Annotated in this window: 15 protein-coding genes; 6 read left to right on the top strand and 9 right to left on the bottom strand. The window is 52.7% G+C overall.

Going from position 1 to position 13,056, the window contains the following annotated elements:
* Positions 1 to 56: 56 nt before the first annotated feature.
* On the top strand, positions 57 to 1,562 hold the full coding sequence (gene dtpA / locus AC6I8N_RS09465) for a dipeptide/tripeptide permease DtpA (RefSeq protein WP_497830572.1): 1,506 nt from the start codon (positions 57 to 59) through the stop codon (positions 1,560 to 1,562).
* Positions 1,563 to 1,620: 58 nt separating this feature from the next.
* Here the strand turns inward: dtpA and AC6I8N_RS09460 are convergent, their stop codons facing one another.
* Positions 1,621 to 2,469 carry a pyridoxamine 5'-phosphate oxidase family protein gene (locus AC6I8N_RS09460; protein ID WP_497830571.1) on the bottom strand — a complete coding sequence of 283 codons (849 nt, stop codon included), beginning with the start codon at positions 2,467 to 2,469 and terminating at the stop codon, positions 1,621 to 1,623.
* Entirely contained in the window at positions 2,453 to 3,079 is a 627-nt protein-coding gene (locus tag AC6I8N_RS09455) for a glutathione S-transferase family protein (RefSeq protein WP_208725362.1), read from the bottom strand. Before AC6I8N_RS09455 ends, AC6I8N_RS09460 begins: the two co-directional genes overlap by 17 nt.
* A gap of 91 nt (positions 3,080 to 3,170) precedes the next feature.
* Here AC6I8N_RS09455 and AC6I8N_RS09450 point away from each other — a divergent pair, with 91 nt between their 5' ends.
* Both AC6I8N_RS09450 and gstA read left to right on the top strand, forming a co-directional pair.
* Positions 3,171 to 4,079 (top strand): LysR family transcriptional regulator, encoded by a 909-nt coding sequence (locus tag AC6I8N_RS09450; protein WP_497830677.1) that lies wholly within the window; start codon positions 3,171 to 3,173, stop codon positions 4,077 to 4,079.
* 71 nt (positions 4,080 to 4,150) lie between these two features.
* Positions 4,151 to 4,756 (top strand): glutathione transferase GstA, encoded by a 606-nt coding sequence (gene gstA / locus AC6I8N_RS09445; protein ID WP_415175104.1) that lies wholly within the window; start codon positions 4,151 to 4,153, stop codon positions 4,754 to 4,756.
* Positions 4,757 to 4,793: 37 nt separating this feature from the next.
* Here gstA and pdxY read toward each other — a convergent pair whose 3' ends face one another.
* From pdxY to anmK, 5 genes are all read right to left on the bottom strand, one after another.
* On the bottom strand, positions 4,794 to 5,657 hold the full coding sequence (pdxY, locus tag AC6I8N_RS09440; RefSeq protein ID WP_200864673.1) for a pyridoxal kinase PdxY: 864 nt from the start codon (positions 5,655 to 5,657) through the stop codon (positions 4,794 to 4,796).
* Between the two features lie 52 nt (positions 5,658 to 5,709).
* Entirely contained in the window at positions 5,710 to 6,984 is a 1,275-nt protein-coding gene (tyrS, locus tag AC6I8N_RS09435; protein ID WP_208725361.1) for a tyrosine--tRNA ligase, read from the bottom strand.
* 139 nt (positions 6,985 to 7,123) lie between these two features.
* A complete protein-coding gene (gene pdxH / locus AC6I8N_RS09430; RefSeq protein WP_021185209.1) occupies positions 7,124 to 7,780 on the bottom strand; it encodes a pyridoxamine 5'-phosphate oxidase in 657 nt (218 codons plus the stop codon).
* 23 nt (positions 7,781 to 7,803) lie between these two features.
* Complete coding sequence (locus AC6I8N_RS09425; RefSeq protein ID WP_021185210.1) at positions 7,804 to 8,130, bottom strand: MliC family protein; 327 nt, start codon at positions 8,128 to 8,130, stop codon at positions 7,804 to 7,806.
* Positions 8,131 to 8,139: 9 nt separating this feature from the next.
* Positions 8,140 to 9,261, bottom strand: coding sequence for an anhydro-N-acetylmuramic acid kinase (gene anmK / locus AC6I8N_RS09420; protein ID WP_208725359.1), 1,122 nt, complete (start codon positions 9,259 to 9,261; stop codon positions 8,140 to 8,142).
* 284 nt (positions 9,262 to 9,545) lie between these two features.
* Between anmK and slyB the strand changes: the two genes are divergently transcribed.
* On the top strand, positions 9,546 to 10,013 hold the full coding sequence (slyB, locus tag AC6I8N_RS09415; RefSeq protein ID WP_013508888.1) for an outer membrane lipoprotein SlyB: 468 nt from the start codon (positions 9,546 to 9,548) through the stop codon (positions 10,011 to 10,013).
* Between the two features lie 84 nt (positions 10,014 to 10,097).
* On the opposite strand, the gene AC6I8N_RS09410 is transcribed toward slyB, so the two are convergent.
* Positions 10,098 to 10,718 (bottom strand): helix-turn-helix transcriptional regulator, encoded by a 621-nt coding sequence (locus tag AC6I8N_RS09410; RefSeq protein ID WP_497830570.1) that lies wholly within the window; start codon positions 10,716 to 10,718, stop codon positions 10,098 to 10,100.
* An 828-nt stretch (positions 10,719 to 11,546) separates the two neighbouring features.
* Between AC6I8N_RS09410 and AC6I8N_RS09405 the strand changes: the two genes are divergently transcribed.
* Complete coding sequence (locus tag AC6I8N_RS09405; protein ID WP_497830569.1) at positions 11,547 to 12,179, top strand: hypothetical protein; 633 nt, start codon at positions 11,547 to 11,549, stop codon at positions 12,177 to 12,179.
* Positions 12,180 to 12,224: 45 nt separating this feature from the next.
* On the opposite strand, the gene slyA is transcribed toward AC6I8N_RS09405, so the two are convergent.
* Entirely contained in the window at positions 12,225 to 12,662 is a 438-nt protein-coding gene (gene slyA, locus AC6I8N_RS09400) for a transcriptional regulator SlyA (protein WP_021185231.1), read from the bottom strand.
* Between the two features lie 152 nt (positions 12,663 to 12,814).
* Between slyA and AC6I8N_RS09395 the strand changes: the two genes are divergently transcribed.
* Positions 12,815 to 13,051 (top strand): DUF1656 domain-containing protein, encoded by a 237-nt coding sequence (locus tag AC6I8N_RS09395; RefSeq protein ID WP_021185232.1) that lies wholly within the window; start codon positions 12,815 to 12,817, stop codon positions 13,049 to 13,051.
* The last annotated feature ends 5 nt before the right edge of the window (positions 13,052 to 13,056 follow it).

Below are 13,056 nucleotides of genomic sequence, written 5' to 3'. Positions count from 1 at the left end.
CCTGACGCAGACTTAATTCCTGTCAAAAAACAGGCTATGAATAAACTGAGGTACTCGTGTCAACTGCAAACAAACACACTGATGAGGCAGTCAGCCTCAACGCGTTCAAGCAACCGAAAGCGTTCTACCTGATCTTCTCGATCGAACTGTGGGAACGTTTTGGTTACTACGGCCTGCAAGCCATTATGGCGGTTTACCTGGTGAAACAGCTGGGGATGTCGGAAGCAGATTCCATCACCCTGTTCACCTCGTTTAGTGCGCTGGTTTACGGTTTGGTCGCCATTGGCGGTTGGCTGGGTGATAAAGTGCTGGGCACCAAACGTGTCATCATCCTCGGGGTGATGGTTCTGGCGCTGGGTTATGCTTTTGTCGCCTTCTCCGGTCATGACACCACCATGGTGTATGTCGGTATGGCCACCATTGCGGTAGGTAGCGGCCTGTTTAAAGCCAACCCGTCTTCCCTGCTCTCCACCTGCTACGAGAAAGACGACCCGCGTATCGACGGCGCATTCACCATGTTCTACATGTCGATCAACATCGGTTCGCTGTTCTCCATGATGCTGACACCGTGGCTGGCGGCGAAGTATGGCTGGGGCGCGGCATTCTCACTGTCGGTTGTTGGTCTGGTGATCACCCTGCTGAACTTCCTGTTCTGTCAGCGTCTGGTGAAGGGTTACGGTTCCAAACCTGATTTCGCTCCGTTGCAGATCAACAAATTGCTGATGACGCTGGTTGGCGTGGTGGCATTGATCGCTCTGGCGACCTGGCTGCTGCATCATCAGAGCATCGCGCGCATGGCGCTGGGTGTGATTGCGATTGGTATCGTGATGGTGTTTGCCAAAGAAGCCTTTGCTTTGCAGGGCGCGGCACGCCGTAAAATGATCGTCGCCTTCCTGCTGATGGTTGAAGCCATCGTGTTCTTCGTGCTGTACATGCAGATGCCGACCTCGCTGAACTTCTTCGCCATCCGTAACGTTGAGCATGCCATTCTCGGCATCACCTTCGAACCGGAGCAGTTCCAGGCGCTTAACCCGTTCTGGATCATGCTTGCCAGCCCGATTCTGGCAGCGGTGTACAACAAGATGGGCGACAAACTGCCAATGCCGCACAAGTTTGCCATCGGTATGGTGCTGTGTTCTGGTGCCTTCCTGGTGCTGCCGTTTGGTGCCAAATTCGCGAACGACGCGGGCATCGTGTCGGTCAACTGGCTGATTCTCAGCTATGCATTGCAGAGCGTGGGCGAACTGATGATTTCTGGCCTTGGCCTGGCGATGGTGGCACAGCTGGTTCCACAGCGTCTGATGGGCTTTATCATGGGTTCCTGGTTCCTGACCACCGCAGGTGCTGCGATGATCGCCGGTAAAGTGGCTAACCTGATGGCCGTGCCGAGTGATGTGACCGATCCGCACACGTCGCTGGCGGTGTACAGCCATGTGTTCCAGCAGATTGGTATCGCGACCGGGGTGATTGCTATCCTGATGCTGATCACCGCCCCGCTGCTAAACCGCATGACACAGGACGATACCAAGACTGAATTACAGCGCGCCAACGCCAATTCCTGATTCTGCGGTTCAGTCCGGAAAAACGATCAAGCCGTCATCCCCTGGGATGGCGGTTTTTTTATGCGGCGGTGTCTGCTTGCCAGCAGGCACCCACGCCTAACCGCATCACCTGCTGCGGCGTAAACCACAAACGCCGGATAACCTTCCCTTCTGCGTTGCTCGCGGCCCAATCGATGGTCATCTCACCCTGCAAGTGCAGCGCGGTACCCAATTGCCAGTCCGGGATCAACAGCGCACAGCGCGCATCCAGCAACAAATTGCCCAGGGTATTCATATAACGGTTACCGGGAAAATCATCGAACGACAGTAACCCAGAGTCATGCCAGCGCAGAAAACCGGCAGGACCACCGCGATGTGAAATATCCATACTGCCGGACGGAGAACCGCTGGCGATAAAAAACGTTTGGCTGAGACTGAGATGCTGCCGGTCCTCAACACTTAAGGATGTGGCCTGTGCAATCTCGACCTGTTGCTCCGCCGGAAAATGCCACGGATATTGATGGATATATTGCGGACAGTTGCCAAAACTCTCATGAATTCGCATTACCAGATGTTCTGGCCCGATCGCCGCAACTTCCCCGCTGGCGCGGTTGCGACGCCGTGTGGCGAAATCAATGCCGAGGATGGCCAGCGCATCGCCTTCCGCCAACGGTTGTAATAACGCTGCACGCTGGAGCGCGTGGGTGCTGATCGCCAGGTAGTGCTCATCCAGCGGCTGGATAAAACCGGGTTCAGCCATCAATAAATGCGCCAGCGGCCAGCCCTCGCTATCGCGCTGCGCCAGTAGCAGATAGGGCAATTGCGCAAAAAATATCTGGTGCTGCAACGGCATCTGATCATAAATTGCGGCCCGTACCTGGCTAAAACCTGCCAGTTGCTGGGCGCGTTGTTCACCGGGATGAAACATTTTCGCTTTCCTCGGGAAGGGGTAATGGCGGTAGCGCCTCAAAGCCGGATAGCGCCTCGACCTGGGCCAGCCACTGACGAATGGCGGGCCACGGTTGTAATGAAATGCCGCCCTGGGGGGCACAAGCCACGTACGCGTAACAGGCCAGGTCGGCGATGGTCGGCAGCTCACCTGCCAGCCAGCGTTGCGTGCTTAAATGCGCTTCCATCTGTGGCAGAAAACGCGCCGCCACGCTGCACGCCGAGGCGTAGTCTTCCGGGGTGTGAAATTGTTTGATTAAACGCGCTGATCCAACGCCATAACGAATCTCTCCCGCTGCTTTCCCCAGCCACAACTGCACCTGGGCGGCAGCCACCGGCTCATCCGGCAGCCAGTGGCTGTCCGGTGCGTAGCGGCGCACCAGATACACCAGAATGGCGTTACTGTCGTAAATCACGACCTCGTCATCCACCAGCACCGGAATTTGCTGCCACGGATTCAACTGGCGAAATTCAGCTTGCTGGCGCAAAGCCGCCGCCGCTTCAATACATTGATAATCCAGTTGCAGCATATTCAGTAATAGTCGGACACGGTGCGCATGGCCAGATAACGGTGTGCTGTACAGTTTCATGATGATCTCCTTTTTTGCTTAGCTTACTCTTGTGATTTGCGTAATGAAGATCGGGTTACGACAAGAGACTGTTACCAAATCAGGAATAATGATGGACAGATTCGATGAGCTACAGGTGTTTGTCACCGTCATTCAACAAGGTAGCCTGGCGGCAGCCGCCCGTCTTTTGCAGCGTTCGCCGCCGGTCATCACCCGTACTCTGGCGGCGCTGGAGCAGCGCTTCGGCACCACCTTAATTGAACGCACCACGCGCCAACTGGCCCCTACCGAAGCCGGTTGGCAACTGTTTGAGCAGGCGCGCCAGTTGCTGACCGACTATCAGGCCGCAATGGACAGCGCCCACCATAGCGGATTGCAGGGGCTGCTGCGCGTCACTGCCCCGGTTCAGTTTGGCCGCCGCCATGTGATGCCGTTGGTGAACGCCTTCCTGGCGCTTCATCCGGAAATTCAGCTGGAGTTGGTACTCAGCGACAGCTATCAGGACTTGATCGATAACGGGCTGGATATCGCGCTACGCATCGGTGAACTTCAGGATTCCTCGATGGTGGCACGTCGGGTCGGCGAGGTACGCAGTATGCTGATTGCCAGCCCGGATTATCTACAACGCGCAGGTATTCCGCAGCATCCCTCCACACTGAGCGAACATGCGCTGATTGCCGGGATACGGCAGACACGAGAATGGCGATTTGCGCGTGATGTGCGGGTGCGTATTACCCCTCGACTGCGCGTGAATGAAGTGGAGAGTCAGCTGCTGGCATTGCGCAGCCACCAGGGGATTGGCCGTCTGCTCTCCTATCAGGTGCTGGACGATCTGCACGCGGGAACATTGATCCGTTTATTGCCAGAGTGGGAACCTGCCGCCTTGCCGGTACAGTTGGTGACGCAACGGGTAAGGAACATGACGCCGAAGGTCCGTCAGTTCTGGGATTTTGCACTGACGCGTTTGCCCGCACTCGCCTGCTTTCATGAAGAAAATTACCCTGTCAGCCACGATTCCTGATCGGTATCACTGGCAAATCTTTTTCGCCGAATTATGCTGGTTTGATCACAACAAACCGAGGAGAGGCCATGATGAAACTCTATTGTAAGCCCGGTGCCTGCTCGCTATCGCCACACATCGTGATGCGCGAATGCGGGCTGGACTTCACACAGGTTAATGTCGACCTGCAACTGAAACGTACCGAGCGAGGAGAGGATTACTGGCAGATAAACCCGAAAGGACAGGTACCGGCTTTACAGTTTGATGATGGCACGTTGCTGACGGAGGGTACGGCGATTGTGCAGTATCTGGCCGATCAAAAACCCGATCGCCACCTGCTGGCGCCGACCGGGAGTCTCACCCGTTATCACACACTGGAGTGGCTCAGTTTTATCGGTACTGAATTGCACAAAGGCTTCAGCCCCTTGTTCCGAAAGGACACCCCCGCAGAATACAAAGAACTGGTGCGTGAACAGCTAATCAAAAAATTCGCCATCGCAAATCAGGCGTTACAGGATAAACAGTGGCTGATGGGGCTGCGTTTTACCGTGGCGGATGCCTACCTGTTTGTGGTGACGCGCTGGGCGCATGCGTTACAACTGGATTTGAGTGGGTTTGCGGCGCTGAATAGCTGGTTTGATCGGGTGGCAGAACGCCCGGCGGTACAGGCGGCGCTGAAAGCGGAAGGTCTGGTCTGATGCGTCGCGGCGCGATTTATCGCGCCGCGACGGGCTGTTACAATTTTTCCGCCGCGAAATGCTGCGTCGGTTGCGCAATGGCATCCTGTGCCGCCACCAGTTGCAGTTCGTACTCGCCCATTTCATGGGTTTTCAGCATAACTTCATACACCGCTGCCGTGACGTGCTCCAGCGCATCACGCAGCGACTTGCCGTGCAGCAGATCGACCAGCAGCAGCCCGCTGGTGAGATCACCGACGCCGACCGGCTGACGTACGCCAAAATCGACCAGTGGGCGGTCGATATGCCAGCATTCATCGGCAGTGACCAGCAACATCTCAAAACGGTCGCTGCGACGTCCGGCACGCGCCAGATGTTTCACCAGCACCACTTTTGGCCCCTGAGCAATCAGCTCACGAGCCGCAACCACCGCCTGTTCAACATTGGCAATGCTGTGCCCGCTCAGCATCTCCAGCTCCAGCAGGTTCGGTGCAATAATATCGCTGGCCGGGAGCGCCATTTTGCAATGAAACTCCGCCACACCCGGCGCAACAATGCAGCCTTTTTCCGGGTGCCCCATTACCGGATCACAGAAGTACCAGGCATTCGGGTTAGCGGCTTTTACCTGGCGCACAATCTCCAGAATCTGCTCACCCTGCTCGGCGGAACCCAGATAGCCACTCAGCACCGCATCACAGGTCTTCAATCGATCGATAGCGGCGATGCCCTGCACAATATCGGTCAGATGGGTGGCTGGCATCACGGTGCCGGTCCAGTGGCCATACTGCGTGTGGTTGGAGAACTGCACGGTATTCAGCGGCCAGACGTTGGCACCCATACGACGCATGGGAAACTCTGCCGCGCTGTTGCCAGCGTGGCCGTAAACAACATGAGACTGGATTGCGAGAATATTTTTCATTATTGCCCTGTACTGCCTTGCCATAAAAAAGGGCCGGAAACCGGCCCTGAATCGCTTACTGCCAGTTAATCAGGCAGTAGTGTTTTTTGCCGCGACGCAGCAGCGTGAAGCGCCCAAACAGTTTGTCGCTGTCGCTGAAACGGTATTCGGCGTCAGATTGTTTTTCACCGTTCAGAGAAACCGCGTTCGAACCGATCATGGTACGTGCCTGGCCGCGTGAAGGCACCAGCTCCGCTTTGACCAGCGCCTGTTGCAGGTCATCTTCGGCGGTCAGGTTGATGGTCGGCATACCGTCCTGTGCCAGCTGCTCGAAATCCGCTTCGGTCATATCGCTCAGGCTGCCAGAGAACAGGCTCTCGGTGATGCGTTTGGCCGCAGTCAGGCCCGCATCGCCATGCACCAGTCGTGTTACCTGCTCTGCCAACACGTACTGCGCACGAGGTGCGGTACCGCTGTTTTTGTCGGCTTCTTCCAGCGCATTGATCTCTTCAATGCTCATGAAGGTGAAGAATTTCAGGAAGCGATACACATCCGCATCTGCGGTGTTGATCCAGAACTGGTAGAACTTATACGGACTGGTTTTCTTCGCATCGAGCCACACCGCGCCGCCTTCAGTTTTACCGAACTTGGTACCGTCAGACTTGGTGATCAACGGCACGGTCAGACCCCAGGTCTGCTGCTGGTGCAGGCGACGGGTTAAATCGATACCGGAGGTGATGTTGCCCCACTGGTCGGAACCGCCAATTTGCAGCACCACGCCATAACGCTTGTTCAACTCGGCAAAGTCATAACCCTGCAACAGGTTGTAGGAGAATTCGGTGTAGGAGATACCCTGATCTTCACGGTTAAGACGCTGTTTGACCGCTTCTTTGTTGATCATCTGGTTCACAGAGAAGTGTTTACCGATATCACGCAGGAAGGTCAGCACATTCATGCCACCAAACCAGTCATAGTTATTGGCGGCGATGGCGCTGTTGTCGCCACAATCGAAACTGAGGAATGGCGCGACCTGATGGCGGATTTTCTCCACCCACTCGCCCACGGTTTCAGTAGTATTCAGTTTACGTTCTGCTGCTTTAAAGCTGGGATCGCCAATCAGACCGGTGGCACCACCCACCAGCGCGACCGGTTTATGTCCGGCATCCTGAAAACGTTTCAGGCAGAGCAGCGGCACCAGATGGCCCAAGTGCAAGCTATCAGCGGTGGGATCAAAGCCGCAATAGAGTGCAATTGGCCCTTGCGCCAGTCGCTCTGCTAACGCTTCCTCGTCCGTTACCTGGGCAATCAAGCCCCTCTCTTGCAATTGTTGTATCAGGTTACTGCTGGTCATCACTGACTCCAAATTGATCAGACTGCACCTATGCTGGTACACAGCTTTCCGCTGATTTGCGGAAGTGAAAAAAATGAGGGCTATAGCATAAAGCGCTGACGCCAACTGCGCCAGCGTTGAAAGGGGTTAAAACGCAGTTTTACGGGGCGAGACGGTCGATTGACCAGCCATTGTCCTGACGTTGATAGAGGAAGCGATCGTGCAGCCGATGTTCTCCCCCTTGCCAGAACTCCATCGTGTGGAATTTAACCCGGAATCCGCCCCAGAAACTCGGCAGGGGAACTTCACCTTGCTGGAACTTCTGCTTCAATTCAAGGAACTTGCCTTCCAGCACGCCACGAGCTGAAATGCGGCTCGACTGCTTCGAAACCCAGGCACCAATCTGGCTGTCACGCGGACGGCTATGGAAATACTTTAACACCTCCAGTGCCGACAGTTTCTCGACTTCGCCCAGCACCATCACCTGACGTTCAAGATAGTGCCACGGGAAGTGCAGCGAGATGCGCGGATTGTCCGCCAGTTGCAACGCCTTACGGCTACCGAGATTCGTGTAAAACACCATTCCTTTGTCATCGTAGTGCTTAAGCAACACGATGCGCTGATAGGGCTGACCGCTGCTGTCTACCGTCGCCACCGTCATGGCGGTAGGATCGGGCAGTTGCGCGGCACACGCCTGTTGTAGCCACTGTTCAAACAGCGCCAGAGGATCCTCTGGCAGATCTTTACGCCGCAAACCACCACGGGTGTATTCACGACGCAGGTGGGCAATATTTTGCAAACTGTCACTGTCGCTCATGCTGTTTACTCTTTCTTTAACGATTACTGGGCGGAACCATCCGCATTCTGCAATTCGCAGTCATTAATCACAATTTTATCGTTACGCTCGATAAAAGCGCCATTCCCTTTCGACCAGAAGACGTAAGTGCCGTCACTGTAGCGCGTACCGGAAGCGGCAACGGTCTGGGTCAAGGTCAGCGCTTTGCCATCAAGAATAAAACTGACCTGCTGACGCGGGTTATCCAGGGTTACGGTTAGCGGCAACGTACCGCAACGGTAATGCAACTTTTGCGGTGCTTCGGCGGGTTTATGCATTAAACCACAACCGCTCAGCAGCAGTACGCCGCCCACTAAAATCGCCTTTTTCATCCTGACTCCTTAACGTGTCTGCCGGGAATTGGCCGGATAGATGGCACCCAGCACGCTCATTTCGCGCGCGCCAGTCACCGCCGGTAAATTGCCCGGTAAGCCGGACAAGGTGCGGAACGCCAGCCAGGCAAAGGCCAGCGCTTCCATATCATCGCCGCTGATACCGGCCTGGTCAGTGGTGTTGACCTCCGTACCGGGCAGCATTGCCGCCAGACGGGCCATCAACAGCGGGTTACGGCTGCCGCCACCGCATACTAACAGGCGATCGCAGCCATCATTCAGTTGTACCTGCTGCGTGATGGTCAGCGCGGTGAGTTCGGTCAGTGTCGCCTGTACATCCTGCGCAGCCAGTGCCGGGAAGCGTTGTAATTGTTGCTCGACCCATCCAAGGTTGAAATATTCGCGTCCGGTGCTTTTTGGCGGCGGTAAGGCGAACCAGGGATCGGCCAGCATCTGATCAAGCAGCGCCGGGACCACCTGCCCACTGCGCGCCCAGGCGGCATCTTTGTCGTAGGGCTGGCCTTTGTGACGCCAAATCCACGCATCAATCAACATATTACCCGGCCCGGTGTCAAAGCCGCGCACCGCATGGCCTGGCAGTAACAACGAGAGGTTGGCAATCCCGCCGATGTTCAACACCATGCGCCGCTCAACGCTGTCCATTAATAAAGCCTGGTGAAACGCCGGTACTAACGGAGCACCCTGCCCGCCCAACGCCATATCGCGGCGGCGAAAATCCCCAACCACGGTCACGCCGGTGGCAGCAACAATTTGGTTATTATCACCAATCTGTAAGGTGTTAGGCGCATCACTTAACGGCTCATGCCACACCGTTTGTCCGTGGCAACCTATTGCCATGATATCGCTGGCCTCCAGCGACTGCTGGCGCATCAGGGTTAATACCGCTTCGGCGAACAGCTTACCCAGACGGTTATCGAGCTGCCCCAATTGCGACAAGGTCAGAGATTGTCCCTGACAGATCGCCAGCACCTGCTGCCGCAAATCTTGTGGTATCGGATGACAGTAGCTCGCCTGCTGCGCCACCATATGTTCATCGATCGCCGCCAGCACCACATCGACACCGTCAAGACTGGTACCGGACATCACCCCGATATAGCGTCCTGATTTCATAACTTTTCCTTACTCGCCCACGAGCAAATGATTCATCTTTGAGTAGCCTGGCAAATTACGCAGGCTAATTCTATGATTAAATTCCGCTTTTTAAGCACATTGCGTAGCGCATTCCAGGTTAAAATATTTCGTGTTCAATTGAATTTTTGTTGAGATGCAATGGTCTATGCTTCGCCTCCAACCGCGTATTATCCGGACGAAGAGTCAATTGCCAGTTTTGTGTCTTATACTCTGTGCAGAACAGGATGAGAACACGGCACATTTTTGCATGAAGGAGCTTTCTGATGATTAAGCGTTTTCTGGTCGTCTCCCTTGCCGGCTTAACGCTGGCAGGTTGTGTGAGTAACGACACCCTTTCTGGTGATGTTTACAGTGCCAGTGAAGCGAAACAAGTACAGAGCGTTTCTTACGGTACGCTGGTTTCCGTTCGCCCGGTCAAGATTCAGGGCGGTGACGAAAACAATGTTATTGGTGCCATCGGTGGTGCCGTATTAGGTGGCTTCCTCGGTAACACCATTGGCGGCGGAAGCGGCCGTAGCCTGGCAACCGCAGGCGGTGCCGTGCTCGGCGGTGTAGCAGGCCAGGGCGTGCAGAGCACCCTGAATAAGAGTGACGGTGTTGAACTGGAAATCCGTAAAGATGACGGCAACACCATCATGGTGGTTCAGAAACAGGCCGCCACCCGTTTCTCTGTTGGCCAGCGTGTTGTGATGGCATCTAACGGCAGCCAGGTTACCGTGTCACCGCGCTAAACCCGCGCGTAGTCGATCAAGACACCCTGCCAGAATCCGGAAATGGACATCATTTCCGGATTTTTTATGCCCGTAAGGTTGACACTAGTGCCGCTGCGGCAGCATATGAAAGATAATGTCACTACCCATTTTTTTCTTTAACGTCGATTTATGGATATAAACACTTTTCACGCTACAACCCAGTAAGGTGGCTATTTCGTTCACCGTACTGCCGTCGTATATCATCTTTAACACATGCATTTCTCGTTCAGTTGCTGCCGGAGCTTTAATCCGCTTAGTCCTGCTGCCACAGAGCCTGTTTTTCAAATCTGCCATAAAACAATGCAACCCCGCATCGGTAGGAATAACAGCTTTGATACTGGCTGATTTCCGCCACCAATAATGCGCAATCGCCATCATTCTTCTGTCAGGGATCAGAACAATTTCCATGCCACACGCAGAGAAAACCGTTAGCCACGCATCATTAATGAATAAACCCAGATGTCTCAGTGAGCAATCGACAATCAGAGTGTCCTCACTCAGCTCACAGCCATTACTTTTAAAAACTAACTCATGTAATGCCAGTTTTAAATAATCATTGCCTTCAGGCCAAAGCACTAACTTCTTATCGGTACAAAACTCTACTTTAAATGTTTCGTCGTGATGCACACGACAACCAAGCCGACATCCCATGCAGCTCAGCGCGTCAACGATTCTCTGTTCCAAAAAGGCTCACCTCATCCTTGTGTTACCACCGTTCCTGTTCACCGGGGTAAATTACGCAGAGTGGTGACTGTTGAGAAATAAGATTCCTCTCAGAATATTTTTATTTACCTTTTTAAAGATTTCTGGTCATGTATTCAATGAGTTGATCAGCTATCAAACATAATACTCACGCTCAATGAAAGTAACGATAATTCTGGGCAACTCGCTGTTATAACCCCTCTAGCCATCCGTGCACCAGAAAGCCTCACTGAATCCCGACAGCCGTTTTTCTGCTCTGGGAAACAAATACATGACCAACACGTTAATGAAAAAAGCTTCTTCACGGACAACAATATCACTGGCCTTGATAAGATAAAAACAGCCCACTACCTTAGTTTCCACTTTAAATAATCTTAAAACTCTTTACTGGCTGAAAATTAACTTCTGAAATGGGAAACGAGAAGAAATCTACCTGTCTGACCGGGTCCGCTGAGATGATGACATTTACCGTTATTAATTAGCAGATTAGAAACATATAAGTAACACAGTTTCTTACCATACTCGACCACCCTCTGCATATTTATCTTTTCGTGCTAATTTTACGTGTTTTATTCGCGAATTCATTATGGCAACCACTTAAATTCAAGACAAATTCTTATTTTTCTGAACGTCCCATAACTTTAGCCAAGTCATTATCCTGCGGAAAACAATACGTATCCCTTCCCTCATCTTTATTACATCATCCATCTCCATTAGGATTTTATCCAGTGAAAGAAATTTTCGGTATCATACTTCTGTCTTGATGTATTTTTTCATGATTTGTATCATGCCCCCTGGTTAGACTTCACAATGGAAATGAAACAGGGATTGTTGATTCCAATGCAAAATGAACAGAATAAAAACCTCAAGGATGATGGTGAGGTGATAACGATCTCCGAACAGTTGTTGGAAATGCAGAATTCATCTGGCATTAAATACAGCATTTGGCCTGACAGAAATTATTATCTACGCGTTGGGATTCAGGCTGCGCTGCTCGATAAACAACATAATCATCTGAATTTCAATTTCATCTTTGTTGATTTTTCACACTACAACATCAAACTGTTTTCTGATCCACACTGGATCTCCCACTTAGTCAAAAGCGGAAGTGGGTTGATATTGTTATCTGATTACAGGATGGATAATCTCGCGTCCTGGTGGTGGAAGAACAACCAGCGCATTGCCACCGTGATCTACTCCAGTGATTGCAAACAGTCCATCACAAAAAAAATTAAAGATGTTCTCATTGGCCGGTGGGGTAACGGTGTCAAACCTGGCAGTCTGACAACCCTGGAGGTCGAAGTCTTGAATCTGCTGTCGCGGGAATACACCCTGAAGGATATCGCCGATTCGTTGAGAATCGACAGGAAAAAGCTTTATAACATCCGATTTTCTTTGCAGAGAAAATTGAACGGTGAAATCAACAAACTTTTTCTGTTTTAAGGCTGCCTGACTTCAAAATGACACCGCCCCAAAAGGGGCGGGTTTTTATTTCTCGCGATTTTGTAACTCGAGAATATTCTTCTCCAGCCGGGCAATCAGCGTCACCATCTGGTTTACCTCTTCCAGGCTGATACCGCTAAGAATGTCATCACGGGTCGCATCAATCACATTCTCGACCTGTTCGATGATAGGCTCAGCCTGCCGGGTTAGCTTGATGCGTTTTGCACGCCGGTCATTTGCACAGGTTGAACGGGTGATTAATCCCTTTTCTTCCAGTTGATCGAGCGTGCGTACCAGAGAGGGTTGCTCAATACCAATAGCTTTCGCCAGCTGAATCTGCGACTGCTCTGGCGGGAGTTGATGAATATTATGCAACGTCACCCAATGTGTTTGCGTCAACTCAAGCGGCTTCAGACGCTGATCGATCAAGGCACGCCAGATGCGCACCAGTCGAGACAGATCTGTTCCGAGTGTCGTATCCATTTCATCTCCTTATAATTAGCTTGCTAGCTATCAAGCCAGATTTTACACTATTCTGCGAGTTTACAGGACAAAAAACAAATCCCAGGCCAGCTGACACACGCACTCATCTACGCTTCATTGAGAGAATCTGGGTTTACTAAGGATGATGACAAGTGTCTGTTTTCCCCCTGACCGCTAACGCGCCACTCACTGACCTGGTCTTTGGTGCATCTCTGTTCTTCCCACCGCTGTTCAAAGCGGTACTGCTGGGTTTCTTTTTCTGGCTACTGATCCATCCGTTGCTGCGTGGCTGGATGTATTCCGGTGATATCTGGCATCCCACATTAATGGATCTTTCCTTGTTTGTGCTGTGCGTCAGCGCCGCACTCTGGTTACTGAGCCTCGGATAAATCGC

Source organism: Pantoea sp. X-Soil-TKNS-1279, from assembly GCF_059730565.1.
Note: the sequence above shows the minus strand (reverse complement) of the source record. Positions and strands in the feature narration are given on the sequence as shown.